General features: G+C 69.3%; 27 protein-coding genes and 1 tRNA gene. 11 read left to right on the top strand and 17 right to left on the bottom strand.

Annotated elements, in window-relative coordinates; all coding sequences use genetic code 11:
• Window positions 1–558: a TadE/TadG family type IV pilus assembly protein gene (locus tag F3H87_RS03605; RefSeq protein WP_149786405.1), complete on the top strand. Its 558-nt coding sequence runs from the start codon at window positions 1–3 to the stop codon at window positions 556–558.
• Here F3H87_RS03605 and F3H87_RS03600 read toward each other — a convergent pair.
• Both F3H87_RS03600 and F3H87_RS03595 read right to left on the bottom strand, forming a co-directional pair.
• Complete coding sequence (locus F3H87_RS03600; RefSeq protein WP_149786406.1) at window positions 555–1,028, bottom strand: hypothetical protein; 474 nt, start codon at window positions 1,026–1,028, stop codon at window positions 555–557. The two genes, F3H87_RS03605 and F3H87_RS03600, sit on opposite strands and share 4 nt — an antisense overlap.
• A 285-nt stretch (window positions 1,029–1,313) precedes the next feature.
• Entirely contained in the window at window positions 1,314–1,901 is a 588-nt protein-coding gene (locus F3H87_RS03595) for a TetR/AcrR family transcriptional regulator (protein WP_149786407.1), read from the bottom strand.
• Between the two features lie 101 nt (window positions 1,902–2,002).
• On the opposite strand from F3H87_RS03595, the gene F3H87_RS03590 reads away from it, so the two are divergent.
• The 5 genes from F3H87_RS03590 (at window position 2,003) to F3H87_RS03570 (ending at window position 6,615) form a co-directional block, all read left to right on the top strand.
• Window positions 2,003–2,302, top strand: coding sequence for a hypothetical protein (locus F3H87_RS03590; RefSeq protein ID WP_223227952.1), 300 nt, complete (start codon window positions 2,003–2,005; stop codon window positions 2,300–2,302).
• Between the two features lie 110 nt (window positions 2,303–2,412).
• Entirely contained in the window at window positions 2,413–3,699 is a 1,287-nt protein-coding gene (locus F3H87_RS03585; protein ID WP_149786408.1) for a homoserine dehydrogenase, read from the top strand.
• Window positions 3,700–3,724: 25 nt separating this feature from the next.
• On the top strand, window positions 3,725–4,690 hold the full coding sequence (glpX, locus tag F3H87_RS03580; protein ID WP_149786409.1) for a class II fructose-bisphosphatase: 966 nt from the start codon (window positions 3,725–3,727) through the stop codon (window positions 4,688–4,690).
• A gap of 7 nt (window positions 4,691–4,697) precedes the next feature.
• Complete coding sequence (gene recJ / locus F3H87_RS03575; RefSeq protein WP_149786410.1) at window positions 4,698–6,443, top strand: single-stranded-DNA-specific exonuclease RecJ; 1,746 nt, start codon at window positions 4,698–4,700, stop codon at window positions 6,441–6,443.
• A gap of 97 nt (window positions 6,444–6,540) precedes the next feature.
• Window positions 6,541–6,615 (top strand) — tRNA-Glu (locus F3H87_RS03570).
• 120 nt (window positions 6,616–6,735) lie between these two features.
• On the opposite strand, the gene F3H87_RS03565 is transcribed toward F3H87_RS03570, so the two are convergent.
• The 4 genes from F3H87_RS03565 to F3H87_RS03550 form a co-directional block, all read right to left on the bottom strand.
• Complete coding sequence (locus tag F3H87_RS03565; RefSeq protein WP_149786411.1) at window positions 6,736–7,710, bottom strand: GGDEF domain-containing protein; 975 nt, start codon at window positions 7,708–7,710, stop codon at window positions 6,736–6,738.
• The gene (locus F3H87_RS03560) at window positions 7,707–8,294 is read right to left on the bottom strand and encodes a heme NO-binding domain-containing protein (protein WP_149786412.1); all 588 of its coding nucleotides are present in this window, start codon (window positions 8,292–8,294) and stop codon (window positions 7,707–7,709) included. Before F3H87_RS03560 ends, F3H87_RS03565 begins: the two co-directional genes overlap by 4 nt.
• A gap of 92 nt (window positions 8,295–8,386) precedes the next feature.
• Window positions 8,387–9,952 carry a trimethylamine methyltransferase family protein gene (locus F3H87_RS03555; protein WP_149786413.1) on the bottom strand — a complete coding sequence of 522 codons (1,566 nt, stop codon included), beginning with the start codon at window positions 9,950–9,952 and terminating at the stop codon, window positions 8,387–8,389.
• A 106-nt stretch (window positions 9,953–10,058) separates the two neighbouring features.
• Window positions 10,059–10,748 (bottom strand): HAD family hydrolase, encoded by a 690-nt coding sequence (locus F3H87_RS03550; protein ID WP_149786414.1) that lies wholly within the window; start codon window positions 10,746–10,748, stop codon window positions 10,059–10,061.
• 102 nt (window positions 10,749–10,850) lie between these two features.
• Between F3H87_RS03550 and F3H87_RS03545 the strand changes: the two genes are divergently transcribed.
• On the top strand, window positions 10,851–11,306 hold the full coding sequence (locus tag F3H87_RS03545; RefSeq protein WP_149786415.1) for a MarR family winged helix-turn-helix transcriptional regulator: 456 nt from the start codon (window positions 10,851–10,853) through the stop codon (window positions 11,304–11,306).
• On the opposite strand, the gene F3H87_RS03540 is transcribed toward F3H87_RS03545, so the two are convergent.
• The gene (locus F3H87_RS03540; protein WP_149786416.1) at window positions 11,307–11,591 is read right to left on the bottom strand and encodes a DUF3572 domain-containing protein; all 285 of its coding nucleotides are present in this window, start codon (window positions 11,589–11,591) and stop codon (window positions 11,307–11,309) included.
• Between the two features lie 83 nt (window positions 11,592–11,674).
• Here F3H87_RS03540 and F3H87_RS03535 point away from each other — a divergent pair, with 83 nt between their 5' ends.
• Window positions 11,675–13,060 (top strand): diguanylate cyclase, encoded by a 1,386-nt coding sequence (locus tag F3H87_RS03535; RefSeq protein ID WP_149786417.1) that lies wholly within the window; start codon window positions 11,675–11,677, stop codon window positions 13,058–13,060.
• 4 nt (window positions 13,061–13,064) lie between these two features.
• Here F3H87_RS03535 and F3H87_RS03530 read toward each other — a convergent pair whose 3' ends face one another.
• The 4 genes from F3H87_RS03530 to F3H87_RS03515 all read right to left on the bottom strand — a co-directional run bounded on the left by F3H87_RS03530 (window position 13,065) and on the right by F3H87_RS03515 (window position 15,135).
• On the bottom strand, window positions 13,065–13,595 hold the full coding sequence (locus F3H87_RS03530) for a periplasmic heavy metal sensor (protein ID WP_149786418.1): 531 nt from the start codon (window positions 13,593–13,595) through the stop codon (window positions 13,065–13,067).
• 3 nt (window positions 13,596–13,598) lie between these two features.
• Entirely contained in the window at window positions 13,599–13,970 is a 372-nt protein-coding gene (locus F3H87_RS03525) for a hypothetical protein (protein WP_149786419.1), read from the bottom strand.
• Entirely contained in the window at window positions 13,957–14,547 is a 591-nt protein-coding gene (locus F3H87_RS03520; protein ID WP_149786420.1) for an RNA polymerase sigma factor, read from the bottom strand. Before F3H87_RS03520 ends, F3H87_RS03525 begins: the two co-directional genes overlap by 14 nt.
• Before the next feature lie 75 nt (window positions 14,548–14,622).
• On the bottom strand, window positions 14,623–15,135 hold the full coding sequence (locus F3H87_RS03515; RefSeq protein ID WP_188129125.1) for an EF-hand domain-containing protein: 513 nt from the start codon (window positions 15,133–15,135) through the stop codon (window positions 14,623–14,625).
• A 220-nt stretch (window positions 15,136–15,355) separates the two neighbouring features.
• Between F3H87_RS03515 and F3H87_RS03510 the strand changes: the two genes are divergently transcribed.
• Together F3H87_RS03510 and F3H87_RS03505 are read left to right on the top strand one after the other, a co-directional pair.
• A complete protein-coding gene (locus F3H87_RS03510; protein ID WP_149786422.1) occupies window positions 15,356–15,748 on the top strand; it encodes a DUF983 domain-containing protein in 393 nt (130 codons plus the stop codon).
• 25 nt (window positions 15,749–15,773) lie between these two features.
• Window positions 15,774–16,484, top strand: a complete 711-nt coding sequence (locus F3H87_RS03505) for an NUDIX hydrolase (protein WP_149786423.1) — start codon at window positions 15,774–15,776, stop codon at window positions 16,482–16,484.
• Window positions 16,485–16,541: 57 nt separating this feature from the next.
• On the opposite strand, the gene F3H87_RS03500 is transcribed toward F3H87_RS03505, so the two are convergent.
• The 3 genes from F3H87_RS03500 to F3H87_RS03490 are packed head-to-tail and all read right to left on the bottom strand — an operon-like array spanning window position 16,542 to window position 18,569.
• Window positions 16,542–17,444, bottom strand: a complete 903-nt coding sequence (locus F3H87_RS03500; protein WP_149786424.1) for a DMT family transporter — start codon at window positions 17,442–17,444, stop codon at window positions 16,542–16,544.
• 20 nt (window positions 17,445–17,464) lie between these two features.
• A complete protein-coding gene (locus F3H87_RS03495) occupies window positions 17,465–18,370 on the bottom strand; it encodes a fatty acid desaturase (RefSeq protein WP_149786425.1) in 906 nt (301 codons plus the stop codon).
• Complete coding sequence (locus tag F3H87_RS03490; protein ID WP_149786426.1) at window positions 18,363–18,569, bottom strand: DUF2061 domain-containing protein; 207 nt, start codon at window positions 18,567–18,569, stop codon at window positions 18,363–18,365. Before F3H87_RS03490 ends, F3H87_RS03495 begins: the two co-directional genes overlap by 8 nt.
• A gap of 109 nt (window positions 18,570–18,678) precedes the next feature.
• Here F3H87_RS03490 and F3H87_RS03485 point away from each other — a divergent pair, with 109 nt between their 5' ends.
• Window positions 18,679–19,539: a helix-turn-helix domain-containing protein gene (locus F3H87_RS03485; RefSeq protein ID WP_149786427.1), complete on the top strand. Its 861-nt coding sequence runs from the start codon at window positions 18,679–18,681 to the stop codon at window positions 19,537–19,539.
• A 9-nt stretch (window positions 19,540–19,548) separates the two neighbouring features.
• On the opposite strand, the gene F3H87_RS03480 is transcribed toward F3H87_RS03485, so the two are convergent.
• The 3 genes from F3H87_RS03480 to F3H87_RS03470 are packed head-to-tail and all read right to left on the bottom strand — an operon-like array spanning window position 19,549 to window position 22,456.
• Window positions 19,549–21,024, bottom strand: coding sequence for a carnitine 3-dehydrogenase (locus F3H87_RS03480; RefSeq protein ID WP_149786428.1), 1,476 nt, complete (start codon window positions 21,022–21,024; stop codon window positions 19,549–19,551).
• Complete coding sequence (locus F3H87_RS03475) at window positions 21,021–21,545, bottom strand: lipocalin family protein (protein WP_149786429.1); 525 nt, start codon at window positions 21,543–21,545, stop codon at window positions 21,021–21,023. Before F3H87_RS03475 ends, F3H87_RS03480 begins: the two co-directional genes overlap by 4 nt.
• Complete coding sequence (locus F3H87_RS03470) at window positions 21,542–22,456, bottom strand: BKACE family enzyme (protein ID WP_149786430.1); 915 nt, start codon at window positions 22,454–22,456, stop codon at window positions 21,542–21,544. The genes F3H87_RS03475 and F3H87_RS03470 overlap by 4 nt, the downstream gene beginning before the upstream one ends.
• Window positions 22,457–22,468 lie beyond the last annotated feature (12 nt).

Genomic DNA, 22,468 nt, shown 5'->3' with positions numbered 1-22,468 from the left:
ATGTTGCTTAATCGTCTTGTCGCAACCCTGCGCAACTTTCGTGACGACAGCCGCGGCACCATCACCGTGGAGGCGGTGATCGCCGCGCCCCTGGTCGTCTGGATGACCGTGGCCTGCTACGCGTTTTTCGACGGCTACCGGCAGGCCAGCCTGAACGTCAAGGCCGCCTACACGATCGGCGACCTGCTGTCGCGCGAAACCAACTACGTGACCAATGACTACCTGTCCTCGACCCACGAGCTTTTCGACCTGATGACGCGCTCGCGCTCGGCATCCAAGCTGCGCGTCACCGTCGTGCGCTGGAACGAGAGCCGGAACAGGTACGAGCGCGACTGGTCCAAAAGCCGCGGCGGCGTGCCAGAGCTGACCAGCACACAGGTGAGTAACATGGCCGACAGGCTGCCGGTCATGCAAAACAACGAACGCCTGATCGTGGTCGAGACCTGGGCGCGCTTCTACCCGCCGTTCAAAGTCGGGATCGAGGAGCAGGATCTGTACAACTTCGTGTTCACCCGGCCGCGTTTCGCGCCGCAGCTTCTGTGGAAGGACAGCGCCTAACCGCGCTCCTGCAGCAGCATCTGGATCGCCTCGGCCATCGCTTTCGTCTGGTGGCCGGGCGTGACGCCGCCCACACCCACACGGCGCCCCCAGCGCCACCAGAGCCCCGGCATCCATGCCCGGGGCTTTTTCGCCTTCAGGCGCAGCAGGAAGCCCTTGGACGGCTTGAAGGCAAAAGCACCGCGCTCGACCGCCTCGATCTCGTCGACGCGCGCCAGCACAAGGCCGGTGCCGTCGCGCAGCACCTCGGGCGTCAGTTCCAGCCCGACGGCGGTGGCGCCGTGCATCCGCGCGCCCAGCGCCAGGGCCAGCCCGGCCAGCGCCAGCAGCAGCACGCGCCACGGCGCGGCAATGTCCGGCCCGGCCAGCGCCATCCACACCAGCAGCCCGCCCACCGCCAGCAATGCGCCCAGGCCGATCCAGCGCAGCAGCGCCGACACCTCGATCCGGGCCAGAATATCGTCGCTCATCGCCTGTCCTCCACGCCTGCCCCCGCTTTGCCGCAGCCCGGCGCCGGGGTCAACGCCCCGCAATGGACAAGCCCGCGCCCCTGGCCTGGCGTCGGGCATCGTCCATGACATCATGCCGGGTCACCCGATGCAGGAAAGCCCGATTGCGACATACCTGTCGGCGCCGGCCGGGCGTGGCCGCATTCTGCGCCAAATGCACCAAATGCGCCGATGCCTGCCCGGTCAGCCGCGATTTCGGCAAGCGCGTTAAGCCGGGGCGCCGGTGGTCGGGCGCCTGACCGGCGCTCAGGCCGATACCGCCTTGCGCACCATGTTCCAGTAGATCGTTTCGACCTCGGTCACGCTCAGCCGCCCGGCCTCGCGATACCAGGTGGTGACCCCGGTCAGCATGGCAATGACGGCCAGCGTGGCGACCTTGGTGTCGGCCACGTCGAACAGCCCCGCCGCCATGCCATCGCGCAAAATCCCCTCAAGCTCGTCCTCGTAGGTGCGGCGCAGCCCCTCGACCACCTCGAAATTCCCGGGGCTGAGGTTGCGCAGCTCCATGTAGGACACGAACACCGCGTCGGGCCGCGCCAGGTGGAACCGGATGTGAAAGCGCGTGAATTCCTCAAGCCGCGCCAGCGCATCGCCCCCGGCGCCGCGCGCCGCGCGTTCCGCCAGCAGCGCATCCATATGGCCGCACATCAGGTCGAACAGCAGGCTTTGCTTGTCCGGCGTGTAATTGTAAAGCGCGCCCGCCTGCACGCCCACCTCGGCCGCGATCTGACGCATCGACACCGCGGCGAACCCGTGCTGCGCGAACAGCCGCAGGGCGGCCTCCTGCACGCGGGGGCCTGTGGTTTCGGAATGGGAGCCAGCGGTACGAGCCATGCCCACCTGTTTAACTGAACATCCGTTCAGAAAAAAGCCCCGGCTTGCCTTGGCCACGCGCAAAGGGCATGACGGGGGCACAGATCCCGAAGAGGCCAGATTTGCCCCATCCTTGCCGCGCCCTGCTCCTTGCCGTTCTCGCCACCCTCGGGCTGGCGGCCTGCACCCAGTTCCCCGAGCTTGACGCGCGCACCGCCGATATCGACCCCCGGACGCCCTATCCGGCGCTGGTGCCGCTCGATCCCCTTCTGGGACGGGCAAAGGACGACCAGATCACCGGGGATACCGAATCCCGGCTCGATGCCCGCGCCGCCGGCCTGCGCGCCCGCGCGGCGGCAATGCGCGGCGACGTCATCGGCGACGACACCCGCGCCCGGATGGCGGCAGGTGTGACCCGCTGAGCGCGCCCCGGCATGGCCCCCGCCGAAAAAGCCAATTGCCGCGTTGCAAGGCCCCGGCAATCCCGATACATCGCCCCTGATCCAGTGATAACGAACCGACGGAGGCCCCGATGAGCACCCCCTTGCGCCTAGGCATTGCCGGTCTCGGCACCGTCGGTATCGGCGTGGTCAGAATGGTCCGCCAGCACGCCAGGCTGCTGCAGAACCGCTGCGGGCGCGAGATCGCGATCTCGGCCGTGTCGGCGCGCACCCGCGACAAGGATCGCGGCGTGAACATCTCGTCCTACGCGTGGGAGGACGACCCCGTCGCCCTGGCCACCCGCGACGATGTGGACGTGTTCGTGGAACTGATGGGCGGATCGGACGGCCCGGCCAAGGCCGCGACCGAGGCGGCGCTGGCCGCCGGCAAGGACGTGGTGACCGCCAACAAGGCGATGCTGGCGGTCCACGGCCAGCTTCTGGCCGGCCTGGCCGAGGATCACGGCCGCGCCCTGCGCTACGAGGCGGCGGTGGCGGGCGGCATTCCCGTCATAAAATCGCTGGGCGAAGGGCTGGCCGGGAACGAGATCACCCGTGTCATGGGCGTGATGAACGGCACCTGCAACTATATCCTGACGCGGATGGAACATACCGGACAGGGCTATAACGCGCTGTTCGACGAGGCCAACGCGCTCGGCTATCTCGAGGCCGATCCGCAACTGGACGTGGGCGGCATAGACGCGGCGCACAAGCTGGCGATCCTGTCGGCGCTGGCCTTCGGCACGCGGGTCGATTTCGACGGGGTCGAGATCGAGGGCATCGAAAAGGTCACCCTTGCCGATATCCGCCACGCCGCCGACATGGGCTATCGCATCAAGCTGCTGGGCGTGACGCAGATGACGGGCCGCGGGCTGGAACAGCGCATGGCACCCTGCCTTGTGCCCGCGCAGTCGCCGCTGGGCCAGCTCGAGGGCGGCACCAACATGGTGGTGATCGAAGGCTCGGACGTGGGCCAGATCGTGCTGCGCGGCGCGGGCGCGGGCGAAGGCCCGACCGCCAGCGCGGTGATGGGCGATATCTGCGATATCGCGCGCGGGCTGCGCCTGCCCGTCTTCGGCCAGCCCGCCGCCACGCTGGCCACCGCGCCGCGCGCCTCGGCCGCGGTGCCCGCCCCCTATTACCTGCGCATGGCGCTGCATGACAAACCCGGCGCGCTGGCCAAGATCGCCACGGTTCTGGGCGATGCCGGCATCTCGATCAACCGGATGCGGCAATACGATCACGCGGACGACCAGGCCCCGGTGCTGATCGTCACGCACAAGACGACCCGCGGCGCGCTGGATCAGGCGCTGGCGGCGATGGATGAAACAGGCGTCGTGACCGAAGCCCCGGTCGCGCTGCGCATCGAAAGCGTCTGACGGGACGCGCGAGGGAGAGTTTATTATGACCGACAAGGCCGAATTCCAGGACCGCATGCTTTCGCTGGGCCTTGCCCGCGTGGCCGAGCAGGCCGCCATCGCCAGTGCCGCGCTGGTGGGCCGCGGCGACGAGAAAGCCGCCGACCAGGCCGCCGTGAACGCCATGCGCGACCAGCTGAACCTGCTGGATATCGCGGGCGTGGTGGTGATCGGCGAAGGCGAACGCGACGAGGCGCCCATGCTTTACATCGGCGAAGAGGTCGGCACCGGCACCGGCCCGGCGGTCGATATCGCGCTCGACCCGCTGGAGGGCACGACGCTGACCGCCAAGGCGATGCCCAACGCGCTGACCGTGATCGCCATGGCCCCGCGCGGCACCCTGCTGCACGCGCCCGACACCTATATGGACAAGCTGGCCATCGGGCCGGGCTATCCCGAGAACGTGGTCAGCCTGGACATGTCGCCCAAGGAACGGGTCGAGGCGCTGGCAAAGGCGCGCAAGTGCAAACCTTCCGACATCACTGTCTGCATCCTGGAACGCCCCCGTCATCAGGACATGATCGCCGAGGTCCGCTCGACCGGTGCGGCGATCAAGCTGATCACCGATGGCGACGTGGCCGGCGTGATCCACTGCGCCGAGGCCGAAAAAACCGGCATCGACATGTATATGGGCACCGGCGGCGCGCCCGAGGGCGTTCTGGCGGCCTCGGCCCTGAAATGCATGGGCGGGCAGTTCTTCGGCCGGCTGGTGTTCCGCAACGACGACGAAAAGGCCCGCGCCGCCAAGGCCGGGATCACCGATCTGGACCGCGTCTATTCCCGCGACGAACTGGTGACCGCCGACGTGATCTTTGCCGCGACCGGTGTCACCGACGGCTCGATCGTGTCGGGAATCAAGCGCAGCCCCGGTTTTGTCGAGACCGAAACCATCCTGATGCGCTCGCGCACCGGGTCGGTCCGCCGGATGATCTATCGCACCCCGGTCGAATAGGCCGCGCATGTCCTTCCTTGGCGTCGAAACCTCGCTGACCGGGCGGCGCTGGGTCGGCCCCGGCGCCGAGGTCGAACGCCTGGCCGAGGCGATGGCCCAGCAGACCGGCCTGCCGCTGCCGCTGTGCCTGACGCTGGCCCGGCGCGGCGTGGCGCCCGGGGATGCGCAGGGCTTTCTTGAGCCGCAACTGCGCGATCTGCTGCCCGATCCGCGCGGTTTGCGCGACATGGAAAAGGCTGCCGCACGGTTCCTGCAGGCCGTGCGCGACCGGCAGCGCATTGCGATCTTCGCCGATTACGATGTCGATGGCGGCAGTTCCGCCGCGCTGCTGATCTGGTGGCTGCGCGCCCTCGGACTGTCGGCCACGCTTTATGTTCCCGACCGCATCGACGAGGGCTATGGCCCCAACGAACCGGCCATGCGGATGCTGGCCGAAGGGCATGACCTGATCGTCTGTGTCGATTGCGGCACACTCAGCCACGACGCGATCGCCGCCGCGCAAGGCGCGGATGTGGTGATCCTCGACCACCACCTCGGCGGCGAGACCCTGCCCGACGCGCTGGCCGTGGTGAACCCCAACCGGCAGGACGAAAGCGGCGACCTCGCCCATCTCTGCGCCGCCTCGGTGGTGTTCCTGATGCTGGTCGAGGCGAACCGCCGGATGCGCGCGGAGGGCACGCCGGGCCCCGACCTGATGGGGCTGCTGGACCTCGTGGCGCTGGCCACGGTGGCTGATGTGGCGCCGCTGATCGGGGTGAACCGCGCGCTGGTGCGTCAGGGGTTGCGGGTGATGGCCCGGCGCGAACGCCCCGGCCTCGTGGCGCTGGCCGACGTGGCGCGGATGGACAGCGCGCCGCGCGCCTATCACCTGGGTTTCCTGCTGGGGCCGCGTGTCAATGCCGGCGGGCGCATCGGCGCGGCCGACCTGGGCGCGCGGCTGCTGGCCTGCGCCGACCCGCACGAGGCACAGGCGATGGCCGAACGGCTGGATCACCTCAACACCGAGCGGCGCGAGATCGAGGCCGCGGTGCGCGACGCCGCGCTGGCCCAGGCCGAAGCGCGCGGGCTGGACGCGCCGCTGGTCTGGGCCGCGGGCGAAGGCTGGCACCCCGGCGTCGTCGGCATCGTCGCCAGCCGCCTGAAAGAGGCCACCAACCGCCCCGCCATCGTCATCGGCTTCGACGGGGACGAGGGCAAGGGGTCGGGCCGCTCGGTCAGCGGCGTCGATCTCGGCGCCGCGATCCAGCGCCTTGCGTCCGAGGGGCTGCTGATCAAGGGCGGCGGGCACAGGATGGCCGCCGGCCTGACGGTGGATCGCGCGCGGCTGGAACCGGCAATGGCGCGGCTGGCCGAACTGCTGGCGAAACAGGGCGCGGGCCAGGCCGGGCCGGCCGACCTGCGGCTTGACGGGATGCTGATGCCCGGCGCCGCCACGCCCGACCTTGTCGACCAGTTGGAAGCGGCAGGCCCCTACGGCGCCGGCGCCCCCGCCCCGCGCCACGCCTTTCCCGACATGGGGATTCGCTTCGCCAAGCGCGTCGGCTCGGGGCATCTGAAGCTCAGCTTCGGCGACGCGACCGGCCCGGTGCTGGACGCGATCTGCTTCGGCGCCTTCGACGGGCCGCTGGGCCCCGCGCTGGAGGGGCATGGCGGCGCGCGGTTCCACCTGGCGGGGCGGGTCGAGATCAACGAATGGGGCGGCCGCCGCAGCGCGCAACTGCGCCTCGAAGACGCCGCCCCGGCCCGCGACTGACCGCCCGCGAAAGCCACCCGAAAATTTTGCACGCGGGCACGATTTTACCCCTTGCGCTGCCCGGCGGCATTTCTTAAACACCGCCCACGCCAAGCGTGGCCCGTTCGTCTATCGGTTAGGACGCCAGGTTTTCAACCTGGAAAGAGGGGTTCGATTCCCCTACGGGCTGCCACTTCTTCCGAACATCACGTCACCGACGCAACACCGTTCCACGGGCCTGCTGGCCGGACCGGGCCCGCTGTGATGCCATCCGCGTCCCGGGGCGCCCTTTGGCGGGCAATAGCGCCCCGCCCTACGGGGGCACGAAGATCGTATGCCGCGCGCGGCCCTGGCGTTTCGAGGTATAGAGTGCAAGGTCGGCGTCGGCCATCATCCGGCCGGGGTCGGGGCTGTCGTAGCTGCCCGACAGGCTGATGCCGATGCTGCCCGAGATGCGGCAGACCCGCCCGTCATAAGGGATCGGCTGTTCCAGCCGGGCGATGATCCGGCAGGCGATGCGCGCCACCCTGCCGGGATCGGCGGGCCCCTGCAGCACCAGCACGAACTCGTCGCCGCCGGTGCGGGCGACGGTGTCTTTCTCGCGCGTCTCTTCGACAAGGATGGCGGCGACCCGTTGCAGCACGTGATCACCCGCGGGGTGGCCCAGCGTGTCGTTCACCGCCTTGAAGTAATCGAGATCGAGATGCAGCAGCGCGAACGGCCTGCCCGCACGCCCGGTCCGGCGCAGCACGTGATCCAATGCGCGGCGATTCTTGAGCCCGGTCAGCGTGTCGGTAAAGGCCTGTTCCTCGGCGGCGATCCTTGCCCCTTCAAGGCGCTGGTTCAGCTTGCGGCCGGCCTCCATCGCGGCGGATTTCGCCTCGACCAGGTAGAGCATTTCGACGGTCATGTCGGTGGCGGCGAAATCGGCGCTGGTCAGGGCATGGTCGCGCACCGCGTCCAGGATGGCGATGCCGAAGGACAGGTTGATCACCGCCCCGTCGCCCCAGGGTGCCACGACCCCCTTGAAGGCCGTGCGCGGCGGATCGCGCAGCTGCAGGTGCAACTTGCTGCCGGCGGCGCGGCGCAGGTCATCCATCGTCCGCAGGTCGCGCGGGCGGCGGATCTCGAACAGGTCGAACACCGCCATGCCGGTCAGCCGCCGGCCGGGGCAGAGCTTTTGCAGCGTCGCGCCGGTATGGCGCACATGCCCGCTGCCCGACAGGATCACATGCATCGGGCAGAGCACATCCAGCACCGCGCCCAGCTTGGCCAGCGCCGCGGTCATCGCGCGCGCGCCCCGAGGTCGAAGCTGCGCCCGCGGGCGAAATCGGGCTCCACCAGCGCGATGCCGATCTCTTCCACCGGGCCGCGCGCGCCCTTGTGGTCAAGCGTCACCAGCGCGCCGTAATCGTCGGCCATGGCGCGCAGCACGCCGATCATGACATGGCCGAACCCCCTCAGTTCCGTGTGCAGCGTCAGGCTGAACCGATGCGCGCCATGATCGCGCAGGTCCAGCGCGGGCAGGTTCAGATCGTCCACCGCCAGCCGCGCGCGGTCGGGCAGCTCGTTCAACGAGTGCAGGAAATCCACGAAACCGACCCCGCCGAACCGCAGCAGCCGGCGCAGCGCCTCGGTATTGGGGTGCGACACCAGGTAGGTGCCGATATCCTCGAGCACGTCGTCACGGGGCTTGCCCAGCGTCCCGGCGGCGGCGTCCAGCACCCGCTCCGTCACCTGCATGTCATAGCGCAGCATCGCTTCGAAGCGGTCGGTATCCAGATCCGCCGCGCGCACGGTTTCGGACCAGCGCGCATCGCCATAGGTGTCGCGCACGAAACATTCGATGGCGCGATTGATCAGACCGTGCATTCCCGCTCCTTTCCCGAAAACCCGGGAGGCAGGCTAGGCACGGGGGGTTAAGATGCGGTCAATATGTTCAATTCACGACGTTTTCCGCCCGCTCAGAAATCGGTGGGGGCGCCGCCCTCGGCCTTGCGGCGGGCCACGAAATCGGCCAGTTCGTCGCGGATCGCGGCGTCCATCGGGGGGGCCTCGAAGCTTCCGACGATCTCCTTGTAAAGGCGGTGCGCGCGTTCGGGCGTCCAGACCGCGCCGGCGGCCTCCCACGCCTCGAAATTGCGCCAGTCCGACAGGAAGGGCTGGTAGAAGGCGGTGGTATAGCGGTCCTGCGTGTGCTGGATGCCGAAGAAATGGCCGCCCGCGCCGACCTCGCGGATCGCGTCGACCGCCAGCGCCTCGGGCGAGGTGTCGGTGATCTCGGGTTCCATGTAGCGCTGGATCTGCTGGAGCAGTTCGCAATCCATGACGAATTTCTCGGGGCTGGCGATCAGCCCGCCCTCCAGCCAGCCGGCGGCGTGATAGACCATGTTGGTGCCCGACTGCACCGCCGCCCACAGGCTGTTCGAGGTTTCCCACATCGCCTGCCCGTCCGGCACGTTGGCCGCGCACACCCCCGACGAGCGCAGCGGCAGACCGTAGAACCGCGCCATCTGCCCGGTCATCTGCGTGGCGCGCATGTATTCCGGCGTGCCGAAGGCCGGCGCGCCCGATTTCATGTCCACGTTCGAGGTGAAGGTGCCGATCACGCAGGGCACGCCGGGGCGGATATACTGCGCCAGCGCGATGGCGCACAGTGCCTCGGCCAGCGATTGCGCGACCGCGCCCGCCATCGTCACCGGCGCCATCGCGCCCGCCAGCGTAAAGGGCGTCACCACCAGCCCCTGCCCACGCCGCGCCAGGCGCATCCAGCCGTCCAGCATCGGCTCGTCATGTTTCAGCGGCGAGGTCGAGTTGATGTTGGTATACATCCGCGGCGTGGCCTCGAATTCCTCGTGGCTCAGCCCGCCGGCGATGCGCACCATCTCCATCACGTCCTCGACGCGCTCGCGGCCCAGGCTGTAGGCGTGCATCGCCTTGTCGGTCAGCGTCAGCTTGTCATAGAGCACGTCGAGATGGCGCACGCTGGCGTGGATATCCACCGGCTCCACCGGGTAGCCGCCGGCGAAATGGATGCAGTTGAAATGCTGCGTCAGCTTCAGCAGGTTGCGGCACATCTCGCGGGTGCCGGGCAGCTTGCGGCCCAGTTCCATGTCCCAGTAATTCGGCGGGGACGAGACATTGCCGAACAGGATGTTCTTGCCACCGATGGGGATCGTGTGGTCGGGGTTGCGCGGGGTGATGGTAAACTCGGCCGGCGCCTTCGCCACCATCTCCATCACGAAATCGCGGCCCATGCGCACGTTCTGCCCGTCGATGGTGCATCCGGCCTCGCGCAGCACCTCCAGCGCCTCGGCATTGAGGAACTCGATCCCGATATCTTCGAGGATCACCATCGCCGCGTCGTGGATCGCCTGCACCCCCTCGGCGCTCAGCGGTTCGGTGGGGCGGTCGGTGTTGACGGGGATGCGCCAGGGGCTTTGCTCGATCACCGCCGTGCCGCGCCTTGCGGCGTTGCCCGCCCGTCCGCCGCCACGTTTCCTGCGTGCCGATTTCGCGCCGTCCGCCATGCCCTGCACTCCTGTCCTGGCCTGTGCGCTCAGCAGATCATGCAGGCAGGGCGCGATCCTGCCGGAACGCGACGGATTCAGTCGGTTTCAGACAGAAAAGCGGCGTTCAATGGCCAAGCCAGCGCGGCAGATGGCCGATATCGGGCAGCACCGCGTCGGCCAGCGGCGCCAGCTCATGCGCCTGCGCCATGCCGGTCAGCACGCCAACGCAACGCATCCCCGCGGCCCGGCCCGCGATCAGGTCATGGGCGCTGTCGCCCACCATCACCACGCGGTCCGGCGCCAGTTCCATCGCCCGCGCGAAGGCCAGCAGGGGATCGGGCGCGGGCTTGGCGCCATAGCCGCTGTCGAACCCGGCGACGAAGTGGAAATGCCCCGCCACCCCCGCCGCGCCCAGATGCGCGTGCGCGGTATGTTCGGTGTCGTTCGTCATCACGCCCAGTCGCAGCCCGCGCGCCGCCAGCCCGGCCAGGAACGGATCGAGCGGCACCGCCGGGGCCAGCGGGGCCATCGCGGCCTTCTCGGTCAGCAGCGCCTCGATCCCGGCCACGCTGCGGCCCGGCAGCGCGCTGGCCAGGCATTCCGCCGCCTCGCGGTTGGTGCCGGCGATCACCGGGCTGTCGGGGTGGAATACCTGCGCCGCGAGGTCGAACCGCGCCGCATCGGCCAGCGCCTGCGCGCGTGCCGCATCCCCGCCGGACAGCTCCGCAATCACCGATGCCGCCCAGCCGTTCCAGGTTGCCCCGAAATCGAACAGCGTGCCGTCCTTGTCGAAAAGAATGCCTGCGATATCCATGCCCGCCCCACCCCGTTTTGCTGCCGCCAATCTGTGCGCCCGCGGCCCCGGCGGCAAGCCCCCAGCTTGACTTTCGCGGCCGCTTCGCGCCCTTTTGGCGGCATGAACGACACCAGACCCTACCGGCTGCACAAATCGCTCGGCTATCACCTGTCCATCGCCGCCCGCCTGCAGGAGCGGCGGCTGGACGAACAGTTGCGCATGCTGGGCCTGACCCGCACCACCTGGTGCATCCTGCTGGCCGTGGGCAACGAGGGGCTGAGCCAGCCCTCGGACATCGCCGGTTTCGTCGGCATCGACCGCACCGCCACCAGCCGCGCCCTGCGCCACATGGAGGATGACGGGCTGCTGGCGCGGTCCTCCGGCACCGAGGACAAGCGCACGCGCCGGGTGGAACTGACCGGCAAGGGCTGCGCCGCGATCCGCGCCGCCACGCCGGTTGCGCGCGAAAACGCCACGATCCTGGCCGGGCAGCTCGACGCCGGCGAAGAAGAGGAGCTGAAGCGGCTTCTGGCCAAGCTGCGCGGGCCGGACGGCGCCGCGCTCAAGGCGCTCTGATCAGGTCCAGTGCATCTGCGCCCCGCCCGGCAGCGCCGCGCGCGCCTGTGCCGGGGCGTCGTAGGGGGTGCCGGTATCGTCGCAGAACCGCATGATCCAGGCATCGTCCATCATCAGGAAATCCAGCACGCCGCCCAGGAAATCGGGGTTCGCCGCGTTTTGCCGCAGGTCGGATTCGCCGATCCCGGTCGCGCCCATGAAAACCGGCAACAGGTCGTCATGCGCGGCCAGCCAGCCAAGGGCCGTCAGGGCAAGGGTTTCGGCGGCATCTCGCGTGTAGGACAAGTTTGAACGATCCCGGAAAGGTTTTCTTAACCTCTGTTCATAAAGACTGAGCGCGTAGGAAATGCAAGCTGCGGGTCTTTGCCATGCCTGGCCGTGTTCTGATCGTCGACCCCCTGTCCACCAACCGTATCGTCCTGCGTGTCCGGCTGTCCGCGGCGTTCCACGACGTGGCGCAGGCGGCCACCGGGCAGGAGGCGCTCGATTGCCTTGCCGATACCGGCGCCGCGCTGGCGGTGATCGCCGCCGATCTGCCCGACATGGGCGGGATCGCGCTGTGCCGCCGCATCCGGGCCCGCCACCCGGCGGGCAGCCTGCCGATCGTGATGATCGCGCGCACGCTCGACACCCGCTGGCGGATCGACGCGCTGGAGGCCGGGGCGGATGTGGTGCTGGAACGCCCGGTCAACGAAACCCTGCTGCTGTCGCGGATACGCTGCCTGCTGCGCGCCAGCGAAGGGCTGGAAGAGCTGCGCCTGCGCGAGGGCAGCAGCCGCGCGCTTGGCCTGTCGGAACCGGCGCACAGCTTCCACGGGCCGGGCCGCATCGCCGTGACCGGCGAAGACAATGCGCGGGCGCAGGCGCTGTGCGCCGCGCTGTCCGGCCGGCTGCCCCATCGAATCGGCCTGATCGACGGGCCGGGGCTTGTCCGCGCCGACTGCACCGCCGGGGGGCTGGACCTGGGGATCGTGCTGCTGACCGGCCAACCCGCCGATCCGGCGCTGCAGCTGATCGCGGGGCTGCGCGCGCGGCCCGAAACCCGCACCCTTGCGATCATGGCGCTTTTGCCCGCGCCGGATGACGGGATGATCGCCGGGGCGCTGGATCACGGTGCCAGCGACGCCATGGCAACCACCTCGGCGGCGGCGGAGTTCGATCTGCGGATCGGCCGACTGATCGCAGGCAAGCGCCGGGCCGACCGGCTGCGCGACACGGTCCATGACGGGCTGCGCGCGGCGGTCACCGATGCGCTGACCGGACTGCACAACCGCCGCTACGCGCTGCCGCAACTGGACCGCATGGCGCAGGAGGCCCGCGCGCGCAACGAAAGCCTGGCGGTGATGATTGCCGATCTCGACCATTTCAAATCGGTGAACGACCGCTTCGGCCACGCGGTCGGCGACGCGGTGCTGCAACAGGTGGCGCAACGGCTGCGCGGCGCGGTGCGGCCCGGCGACCTTCTGGCGCGGATCGGCGGCGAGGAGTTCCTGATCGCCATGCCGCGCCGGTCCTGCCCCGGGGCCAAGGGCGCGGCCCGCGCACTGTGCCTTGCGGTCCGGCAAACGCCGCTGCGGATCGCCGGATGCCCTGCGCCGATCCGCCAGACGATCAGCGTGGGCCTCGCCATGAGCGGCCCGCGCGGCGGCGGCCGGGGTGCCGAGGCGCTTCTGGCGCAGGCGGACCGGGCGCTTTACAGCGCCAAGACCGGCGGGCGCAACATGGTGACGCTGGCGGCGCAATCGGCCGCCTAGCGTTTCACGACCCGTCGTGACCGTGCGAATGGCCCTCGCCGCGCTTGCCGCCCCGCTGGGCGGCGCGCGCCAGCTCTTCCTCCAGCCGGTCGGCAAAGGCGCGGCGTTCCTCCGGGGTCATCGCGGCGACACGCTCCAGCATCAGCGACCGCGCGGTGCCCTGGATATCGGCACCGATCAGGAACTGCGCCTCGAACTGCGCGGCCAGTGTCGCGGGATCGAACGGATCGGCGCGCAGCGTTTGCAGGATCGCGTCGAGGCTTGCGCGCATCTCGCTGCGCAGCGTTTCGCGGTCGGGCAGTTCGGCCCGGATCGCATCGCGGATCGCGCGGCGGTCATCCTTGCTCAGCGCGCGGATATAGGCCACGCCGACCCGGTCGGTGCGCGGGCTGCGATCGCGGTCGGGGCCGCCATGGCGAAAGGCCGTCCCGGCGACGATACCGGCAAAAGCCAGGTTCAGCGCCAGCGAGGCGAACAGCAGCACCCGCAACCAGGGCTTCATCCGCGGCGGTCGTGTGGTTTTCGTATCAGCCATGGCTCACCCCTCCTCCAGCGCCAGCAGGGCCAGTTCGACCCCCGGCAACATGCCGACAAGCACCGCCTCGTCCGTGCCGGCCCCGGCAATGCCCAGATCGTCCAGCGCGGCGGGCGGGCTGATCCCCAGCCACAGCCCGGCGACACCGGCGCTGACCAGCCCGGCCATCGCCGGCCAGCCGCCGATCGCATCCACGAATTGCCGCCACCGCAGCCGCGGTGCGGATTTCCTCGGCACCGGAGCCGCCGCCGCCTGCACCGCCTCGGCATCCGCCAGCACCCGCGCCAGCAGATCCGCCGACGGCTTGGGGGCCGCGCCGCGCGCCGCCTCGAACAGCGTCTCAAGACGGGTATCGTTCCTGTCAGTCCCAGCCATCGTCAAACCCCAGTTCTGCGCGCCGCCCCGACAACAGGTCGGTCAGCGCCCGTTTTCCACGCGCGGTCAGCGATTCCACCGCTTCCACGCCAATCTCCATGATCGCGGCGATCTCGGGGTTGGATAACCCCTCGATATGCCGCAACACCACCGCCTGCCGCTGCCGGTCGGGCAATTGCCCCAGCGCCGCCTGCAGCGCGTCGGCACGGGCCTTTTGCAGCAGCGCCTGATCGGCCCCGGGCGCATCGTCCTGCGGTTCGGGCACCGAGTCGATATCGACCCCGCGCCGCCGCCGCAGCCGGTCGGTGCACAGGTTGGCCACCACGCGGTAAAGCCAGGTGGTCACCCTGGCCTCGCCCTGCCGCCAGTCGGGCGCGATGCGCCACAGCCGCATCATCGCCTCCTGCGCCACGTCCTCGGCCTCGTCCCGGTCGCCCAGCAGGCGATAGGCATGGGCCATGACCCGCGGCGTCATGCGCAGCGTCAGCGCCCGTGCCGCCGCCCCCTCGCCATTGGCGAAAAGCGTCAGCAGGGCCTCGTCCGGCACATCGTCCATGGCATCAAGCGGCATTGTCATCACCTGTCCGGCCTACCCCGCAACCATGCAAAGCACAATCGGGGCCGCGCATCGCCCGGCCCCGACAGGGCGCGATCAGTCGCGCTTCTGACGGAAACCGTCGCGGTCGCCGCGCCCGTGACGGTCGCGCTTGCCGAAGTGGTGCTTGCGCATCTTGTCACGCATCTGCGCCATTTCTTCCTTGCTCACGGCGCCGTCGCCATCGGCATCGGCGCGTTCCAGCATCCGCAGCATCCGAGCGCCGCCCATTTCGTCAAAGCTCAGCTTGCCGTCGCCATCGGCATCGCGCCAGGCCAGCAGCCGCGCATGACGCTCGGCGGCCCGTTCGGCGGCGCGGGCCTGTGCGGCGGCCGACATTTCCTCGGCGCTCAGCGCACCGTCGCCGTCGGTGTCGGTCTCGGCAAAGCGTTCCTTCGGGCTTGCCTCGATCTCGGCGCGGGTCAGCTTGCCGTCGCCATCGGTGTCCAGTGCCTCGAAATCGAAGCGCGGGCCCTGCTCGCGGCCCATGCCGCCCATCGGGCTTGCCCCGGCCACGGTGCCGGCAACGATCAGGGCGCTCAGAGCGGGAATAAGAACTGCAGGTTTCATTGCGTCTCTCCGTTTGGTTTCTTGCCGACCGGGCAGGTGTTCCACCCGGTTCTGCAGGCTCAAACGGGGCAGCCCTGCCTTTCCGTCGCGCCATTTTCCGCCCTCACGCATCCGTGAACGGCGGTTTTCTTTGCGACATCGCGCCGCAATGACACCGCGCCCTCTTCCGATATCGGCGCCAAACCCCCATTCTTGGCGCCGTGCGAACAAGGGGAACAGGATGTTTGACCAAAGATCCGTGATGGAAGCAGAGCGGGAGACATGGCCCGCGGTATGGAAAGGCTGGCGGCGGAAATGCCCCAATTGCGGCAGCGGCCCGCTGCTGAAGGGGTATCTGAGCGTCCGCGACAGCTGCCCGGTCTGCAAGCAGGAACTGTTCCACCACCGCGCCGATGACGGGCCCGCCTACCTGACGATCCTGATCGTCGGCCATATCATGGCGCCGCTTCTGCATATCGTCTTCGTTCAGTTCCGCCCCGAGCCGCTGGTGCTGTTCACCATTTTCGCTATTGGATGTGTCGCGCTCTCGCTTTACCTTCTGCCCAGGTTGAAAGGGGCGATGATCGGGTTCCAGTGGTCCCGATACATGCACGGGTTCGCAAAACCCGGCTGAAACACGCCCCTCCGAGGGGAGCGCCATGACAATCGACAAGACCGCCATCCGCAACGCAGCGACCGTGATCGTGCTGCGCAACCGCTTTGACGATCCGCATGTGCTGATGGGGCAGCGCGGATCGGCCGCCGCCTTCATGCCCAACAAGTTCGTGTTTCCCGGCGGCGCGGTCGACCCCGAGGATGCCGCCGTGCCGCTGGCCAGCGCGATGCCGGATGTCTGCCGCATGCGGCTGGCCGAGGATGCCGACCCCGGGCTGATCCACGCGCTGTCGGCCGCCGCGATCCGCGAGCTGTGGGAGGAAACCGGCCTGGTTCTCGGGCAGGCCGGCAACTGGCCGGGCGACGTGCCCCCCGACTGGACGGGATTCGCCGAAACCGGCCACCTGCCCGCGGCGCATCCGCTGCAATTCGTCTTTCGCGCCATCACCCCGCCGGGCCGCCCGCGCCGGTTCGACGCACGGTTCTTCCTGATCGACGCCGACGAGGTGGCCAGCGACCTCGACGATTTCTCGGCCGCCTGCGACGAGCTTTCGCACCTGCAATGGATACCGCTGCCCGAGGTGCGCCGCTTCGACCTGCCCTTCATCACCGAGGTGGTGCTGGCCGAGGTCGCCGCGCGCGCCCATGACCCCGAGCCGCCGCAAAGCGTGCCCTTCTTCCGCAATACCGAAGAGGAAAGCCTGTTCCTGCGGCTGGGTGGCATTGGCCCGATGTCCGGGCGCAAGCACGGCTGACGGAGGTGCCCGCCCGGAACAGCCGCGCAGCGGCCCGGGCATCGCCCGGCCGCCCGCTCAGACCAGCAGGATCAGCCCCAGCACGCTGCCGGTCACAAGGATGATCCCCGCCATTTCCTTGCCCGTCGGCCGTTCGCCGAAGACGAGAACCGACACCATCAGCGAAAACACCAGCTCCACCTGCCCGACCGCGTGCACATAGGCCGCGTTCTGCAGGGTGAAGGCGACGAACCAGCACAGGCTGCCCGCCATCGAGCTCAGCCCGATCCATTTCGCCATCTTGTGCGCGGCCAGCACGCGCCCGACCTGCCCCGGCTCGCGCCAGAACAGCCACAGGCCCATCGCCAGCATCTGCGCCGTGGCCACCGCCCCCAGCGTCACCAGCGCGCGCAGCCCCGGATCGTCGCTGGCCACTTCCAGCGTCGCGCCGCGATAGGTCACGCCCGACACCGCGAACAGCACGCCCGACAGCAGCCCCAGCCCGGCCGAGGGGTTCATCACCCGCCGCCGCCAGTTGCCGTCGATCTCGGGCATGTCCGACAGCATCAGCACCCCGAACAGCCCCAGTACGATCGCCCCCAGCGCGCCCAGGCTCACCCCTTCGCCCAGCACGACCAGCCCGACCAGCGCGGTCTGCACCACCTCGGTCTTCTTGAAGGTGATACCCACCGCGAAATTGCGCCGCTTGAACAACATCACCACCAGGACCGTGGCCAGGATCTGCGCCAGTCCGCCGGTCAGCGCATAGGCCCAGAAACCCGCGCCCAGCCCCGGCAATGCCTGCGCGGTGGCCCACAGGTAGAGCGGCACCAGCAGCAACACCAGCGGCGCGCTGTAGACGAAGCGCGCGAATGTCGCCCCCGCCGCCGACAGCGCGACCGCGGAAAGCTGCTTTTGCAGCATGAACCGCACCGTCTGGAAGGCAGCGGCGCAGAACGTGAACCAGACCCATGTTTCCATCCGCCCCTTCTGCCCCGGTTTTACCGCGGGCGCCAGACCGGATGTGGCACCGGGTCTTTCGCCCGGACAAGGTAGCGCCGGAATATCTCGGTATAGGAGCGATAGACATAGGACTGGTTGCGGCGCAGATAGTGATCGCGGTGCCGCCGGTAGAGCGCGGGCAGCTTGTACCACGCCACCCGCGGATGCATGTGATGGACCACATGCAGGTTGTTGTTGAGAAAGATCAGCGCCAGCGGGCCGCGATCCTCGATGATGACGGTGCGGGCGCGGGCGCGCTCATGCGCGCGATGCTCAAGGAAGGTGCGGATCTTCAGGATCGACTGCGCCGCATAGGTCGCCAGCAGGAAGGCCCAGACCGGCATCCGCCCGACCGCCAGCACCCAGGCCAGCACCAGCGCCACCGCCGGCAGATGCCACAGCCACGCCGCCAGCACGCCCGGCGCCCCGGCGCGGATCAGCCGCCAGTCGCCCGCCACGAACGCCGCCTGCCCCACCAGCGGCCCCAGCACCATGCGCCCCAGCAGCGTGTTGTTCGCCCGCAGGACCGCCCGCTGCCAGCCCCGCAGCCGCGACCAGACAACGGGATCGAGGTAGTTCGTTTCCGGGTCGTCATAGGGGTCGGTCAGGATCTCGTCATGGTGATGGGCCAGGTGCGTGTCCCGAAAGCGCCGGTAGGGCACCAGCAGGCCGAGCGCGGGAAACACCAGCGCCTCGTTCAGCCAGGTCTGCCGGAACGGATGGCCATGCAGCGCCTCGTGGCAGAGCGAGGAATGCAGCGCCGCCGACAGCGCCACCAGCATCATCCCCGCCGGCAGCCACCATGACGCGGCCCATAGGGTGCCCAGCCCCCAAAGCGCATAGCACAGGCCCAGCAGCGCCAGCGTCGGCCATTCCACGCGGTCGGCATGGCGCAGGTCAGACATGGCGCCGCCCCCATGAAATCGCGGCCCAGACCCGTTCATAGACCAGGTAGACGACGAAACCGATCCCCGTGCTGACAAGGGCCATCGCCCCGCCCAGGGCCACCGACCCTGTCAGGACGACCCCCACAAGGCCCGTCGTCACAAGACCCAGAAGCTGCCAGATCACCGCCTTCACCACGGTGCGCGTCCGCGTGTCCATATACCCTCCGTTTCTCGTTGATGCTGTCTTCGGTGGTATGCGGGATCGGTCGGGCATAAAATTCCGAATATGGTTCACAAAAATTCCCGATGATGCAATTTTTCACAGTATGGTGATAAAGATCGACAAACGCGCCCGCGCCGAGACCTTTCGCGCCCGGCTGGCGCAGGCGATGGAGCGCGGCGGCACCACCCAAAGCGCGCTGGCCCGCGCCATCGGGGTCGACCGCTCGACCATTTCGCAACTGCTCAGGGGCGATGGCGCGCGGCTGCCCAACGCGCAGGTGGTGGGCGAATGCGCCGCCGCGCTGGGGGTGTCGTCGGACTGGCTGCTGTCGCTCTCGGACCGGCCCGAAAGCGCGGCCGACCTGCTGGCCAACTCGCTGACCGTGACCGAGGCGCCGCGCGCGCTGGTCGACCAGCAGATATTCGACTGGCACCGCGAGGCGGTGGGCTACAAGATCCGCCACGTTCCCGCCGCCCTGCCCGATATCCTGAAAACCCGCCCCATGCTGGAATGGGAATACAGCCCCCACCCGGGCCGCACCGCCGAGCAGGCCATCGGCGCCTCCGAGGACCGGCTGGCCTGGATGCGCGGCGCCTATTCCGACTATGAAATCGCCATGCCGCTCTACGAGCTCGACAGTTTCGCCGCCGGCGAGGGCTATTACCGCGGCCTGCCCGCCGACCTGCGGCGCGACCAGATAGACCGTATCCTTGCGCTTTACGACCAGTTCTATCCCCGGATGCGGATCTACCTGTTCGACGCCCGCCGGCTTTATTCCGCGCCGCTCACGGTGTTCGGGCCGCTGCTGGCGGTGCTCTATGTCGGGCGCAACTACCTGGCCTTCCGCGATTCGGCGCGGGTGCAGGGGTTTGTCGCGCATTTCGACCAGCTGGTGCGCGAATCCTCGATCAGCGCCCGCGACCTGCCCGGCCACCTGCATCGCCTGCGCGACGGGATAGCCTGACCGCCGCCCTCACCGCGGCGCCCCCACCGCGCGGCCCATGCCCTCGGGCGGCGGCAAGGCGGCATGGGCATCGGCCAGCCGCGCCAGCGCCGCGGCCACATGCGGCGCGGGCGGCGCGGCGCGGCGGGTGGCAAGATCGACATGCAGCAGCATATGCTCGCCCGTGGCCAGCAATCGCCCGCCCGAGCGCATCTCGTGCCACAGGTGCATCTTCTTGCCCGCCCCCTCCAGAACCCGCGTATGCACGGTGATGGGCGCGCCCGCGCGCACCTCGTCCAGGTGCCGGACATGGCTTTCGGCGGTAAAGAAACTGCCGCCGCCCGCGATATATTCGGCATCGCAGCCCACCATCCGCATCAGCCGGTCGGTCGCCTGCGCGAAGGCATCGAGATAGCGCGCCTCGGTCATGTGGCCGTTATAGTCGATCCAGTCCAGCGGCACGGTGCGGGTCAGCGTCAGCACCGGCTGCGCGGGATCGGCCAGGTCGTCCACCCGGTCCACCAGCCCCGCAGCGGCGGCGCGCGCCGCGTCATGGGCGGTCTGCACCGCGCCCGCGCCCCAGCCCGTTTGCGCCAGCGCCCGCATCATGCCGACAAGGTTGGCGTCGCGGATGCGTTCCAGGTCGCGGATCGAATGCGCGCCCGATTGCGCGTCGGACTGCTCGGCGATCCGGTCGATCAACTCGTCGGTCAGCTCGGGCACATCCGTCAGCTTCGTCCAGGGCCAGTGCAGGCAGGGCCCGAACTGGCCGATGAAATGGCGCATCCCCGCCTCGCCCCCGGCGATCCGGTAGGTTTCGAACAGCCCCATCTGCGCCCAGCGCAGGCCAAAGCCAAAGCGGATCGCGTCGTCGATCTCTTCCGTGGTGGCGATCCCGTCCGTCACCAGCCACAGCGCCTCGCGCCAGACCGCCTCGAGCAGGCGGTCGGCGATATGCGCGTCGATCTCGGCCCGGACATGCAGCGGCCTCATCCCCAGCGCCGTCAGCCGCCCGCAGGCCCGTGCGACGACATCCGCACCGTTGGCCGGCGATCCCACCACCTCGACCAGCGGCAGCAGGTAGACGGGGTTGAACGGATGCGCCACCACGATCTGCCCCGCCAGCGCCTGCCCCGCCTGCAATTCCGACGGCCTGAACCCCGAGGTGGACGAGCCGATCACCGCATCGTCCCGCACATGCCCGGCCATCTCGGCATAGACCCGGTGCTTCAGCTCCAGCCGCTCGGGCACGCTTTCCTGTATCCAACCGGCACCCGCCACCGCCTCGGCGATGGTGGTGGCGAAACGCAGCCGCCCCTCCTGCGGCAGCGCCACGTCGCCCAGCCCGGGCAGCGCGCGGCGCGCGTTTTCCAGCACCTCGTCCAGCTTGCGCGCGGCCTCGGGGTCGGGGTCGAACACCGCCACGTCCCAGCCGTTCAGCAGGAACCGCGCGGCCCAGCCGCCGCCGATCACACCGCCGCCGATGATTGCCGCCCTGCCGCTCATCCGTCCGGCTCTGTCATCCGTGCCATGTCGTATCCCTGCCATGCCATGATCTCGCGCGCGGCGCGAATGCGGTCCTCTCCGCCCTCCGCCGCGCGGTCCATGATCCAGCCGAACTGCCCGTCCGGCCCGCCGATCGCGGCGGTGCGGTTATCGGCATCCAGCCACAGCACCCAAAGCACCAGCCCCTCCAGCGGCCCCGCCACCACCTCGAACCGCCCCGGCCCGTCGAGCGACAGCGCGCTTTCGGACAGCCGCAGCGCATCGCCCGCCGCCACCGGCCCCTGCGCGGGCGCCACACGCACCCGCCAGTCGCCGGCCAGCCGCGCGGCCGTCACGTCCACCTGCGACGAGATCGGCGCGCTCACATCGCGGTACACCACCCCCGGCGTGCCCTGGCAGGCCGCAAGCGCCGCCATCGCGCCCAGCGCCACCAGCCCCTTCATCTTGCCCGAAATACTCCGGGGGGGTCGCGCCAGCGGCGCGGCGGGGGCAGCGCCCCCATGATCGCGCGCGGTCCTCATGCCGCCGGGGCCCGTTTCTGCAAGCCCAGTTTTGCACGCACCTCGGCGGGGCCGATCACCCGCGCGCCCATGGTCTCGACGATCGTGACCGCGCGCTCGACCAGTTGCGCATTGCTGGCCAGCACGCCGCGATCCAGCCACAGGTTGTCCTCCAGCCCCACGCGCACATTGCCGCCCGCCAGAACGGCGGCAGCGACATAGGCCATCTGGTTGCGCCCCAGCGAAAAGGCCGAAAAGGTCCAGTCGTCGGGCACGTTGTTCACCATCGCCATGAAGGTATTGAGGTCATCCGGCGCGCCCCAGGGCACCCCCATGCACAGCTGCACCAGCGCGGGGGCGTCCAGCACCCCGTCGGCCACAAGCTGTTTCGCGTACCACAAATGCCCGGTGTCGAAGGCCTCGATCTCGGGCCTGACGCCCAGCGCCGTCATCATCCGCCCCATCACCTGCAACATGCCGGGCGTGTTGGTCATGACGTAATCGGCCTCGGCGAAATTCATCGTGCCGCAATCCAGCGTGCAGATTTCCGGCAGGCATTGCTTTACATGCTCCACCCGCTCGGCCGCGCCGATCATGTCGGTGGCATCCGCGTTCAGCGGGAACGGCGCCTCGGGGCTGCCGAAAACGATGTCGCCGCCCATCCCCGCGGTCAGGTTCAGCACCACGTCCACCTCGGCCTCGCGGATGCGGTCCGTCACCTCGCGGTACAGGTCCAGCCGCCGCGACGGTGCCCCGGTGTCGGGGTCGCGCACATGGCAATGCACGATGGCCGCACCCGCGCGCGCCGCGTCGATGGCGCTGGCCGCGATCTCGGCCGGGCTGCGCGGCACGTGGCGCGACCGGTCCTGCGTCGCGCCCGAGCCGGTGACGGCGCAGGTCACGAACACCTCGCGGTTCATGGATAGGGGCATGGGCATCCTCCG

It is taken from the genome of Lutimaribacter pacificus, assembly GCF_900142185.1.
GTDB classification, from domain to species: domain Bacteria; phylum Pseudomonadota; class Alphaproteobacteria; order Rhodobacterales; family Rhodobacteraceae; genus Lutimaribacter; species Lutimaribacter pacificus.
The sequence above is the reverse complement of the archived record's forward strand: the minus strand, read 5'-3'. Positions and strand labels throughout refer to the sequence as shown.

Bases quoted from the DNA above. Each gene is read 5' to 3' on its own strand.
- F3H87_RS03605 (WP_149786405.1), top strand. From the start codon at position 1: ATGTTGCTTAATCGTCTTGTCGCAACCCTGCGCAACTTTCGTGACGAC.
- F3H87_RS03600 (WP_149786406.1), bottom strand. From the start codon at position 1,028: ATGAGCGACGATATTCTGGCCCGGATCGAGGTGTCGGCGCTGCTGCGC.
- F3H87_RS03595 (WP_149786407.1), bottom strand. From the start codon at position 1,901: ATGGCTCGTACCGCTGGCTCCCATTCCGAAACCACAGGCCCCCGCGTG.
- F3H87_RS03585 (WP_149786408.1), top strand. From the start codon at position 2,413: ATGAGCACCCCCTTGCGCCTAGGCATTGCCGGTCTCGGCACCGTCGGT.
- glpX (WP_149786409.1), top strand. From the start codon at position 3,725: ATGACCGACAAGGCCGAATTCCAGGACCGCATGCTTTCGCTGGGCCTT.
- recJ (WP_149786410.1), top strand. From the start codon at position 4,698: ATGTCCTTCCTTGGCGTCGAAACCTCGCTGACCGGGCGGCGCTGGGTC.
- F3H87_RS03565 (WP_149786411.1), bottom strand. From the start codon at position 7,710: ATGACCGCGGCGCTGGCCAAGCTGGGCGCGGTGCTGGATGTGCTCTGC.
- F3H87_RS03560 (WP_149786412.1), bottom strand. From the start codon at position 8,294: ATGCACGGTCTGATCAATCGCGCCATCGAATGTTTCGTGCGCGACACC.
- F3H87_RS03555 (WP_149786413.1), bottom strand. From the start codon at position 9,952: ATGGCGGACGGCGCGAAATCGGCACGCAGGAAACGTGGCGGCGGACGG.
- F3H87_RS03550 (WP_149786414.1), bottom strand. From the start codon at position 10,748: ATGGATATCGCAGGCATTCTTTTCGACAAGGACGGCACGCTGTTCGAT.
- F3H87_RS03545 (WP_149786415.1), top strand. From the start codon at position 10,851: ATGAACGACACCAGACCCTACCGGCTGCACAAATCGCTCGGCTATCAC.
- F3H87_RS03535 (WP_149786417.1), top strand. From the start codon at position 11,675: ATGCCTGGCCGTGTTCTGATCGTCGACCCCCTGTCCACCAACCGTATC.
- F3H87_RS03530 (WP_149786418.1), bottom strand. From the start codon at position 13,595: ATGGCTGATACGAAAACCACACGACCGCCGCGGATGAAGCCCTGGTTG.
- F3H87_RS03525 (WP_149786419.1), bottom strand. From the start codon at position 13,970: ATGGCTGGGACTGACAGGAACGATACCCGTCTTGAGACGCTGTTCGAG.
- F3H87_RS03520 (WP_149786420.1), bottom strand. From the start codon at position 14,547: ATGACAATGCCGCTTGATGCCATGGACGATGTGCCGGACGAGGCCCTG.
- F3H87_RS03515 (WP_188129125.1), bottom strand. From the start codon at position 15,135: ATGAAACCTGCAGTTCTTATTCCCGCTCTGAGCGCCCTGATCGTTGCC.
- F3H87_RS03510 (WP_149786422.1), top strand. From the start codon at position 15,356: ATGTTTGACCAAAGATCCGTGATGGAAGCAGAGCGGGAGACATGGCCC.
- F3H87_RS03505 (WP_149786423.1), top strand. From the start codon at position 15,774: ATGACAATCGACAAGACCGCCATCCGCAACGCAGCGACCGTGATCGTG.
- F3H87_RS03500 (WP_149786424.1), bottom strand. From the start codon at position 17,444: ATGGAAACATGGGTCTGGTTCACGTTCTGCGCCGCTGCCTTCCAGACG.
- F3H87_RS03495 (WP_149786425.1), bottom strand. From the start codon at position 18,370: ATGTCTGACCTGCGCCATGCCGACCGCGTGGAATGGCCGACGCTGGCG.
- F3H87_RS03490 (WP_149786426.1), bottom strand. From the start codon at position 18,569: ATGGACACGCGGACGCGCACCGTGGTGAAGGCGGTGATCTGGCAGCTT.
- F3H87_RS03485 (WP_149786427.1), top strand. From the start codon at position 18,679: ATGGTGATAAAGATCGACAAACGCGCCCGCGCCGAGACCTTTCGCGCC.
- F3H87_RS03480 (WP_149786428.1), bottom strand. From the start codon at position 21,024: ATGAGCGGCAGGGCGGCAATCATCGGCGGCGGTGTGATCGGCGGCGGC.
- F3H87_RS03475 (WP_149786429.1), bottom strand. From the start codon at position 21,545: ATGAGGACCGCGCGCGATCATGGGGGCGCTGCCCCCGCCGCGCCGCTG.
- F3H87_RS03470 (WP_149786430.1), bottom strand. From the start codon at position 22,456: ATGCCCCTATCCATGAACCGCGAGGTGTTCGTGACCTGCGCCGTCACC.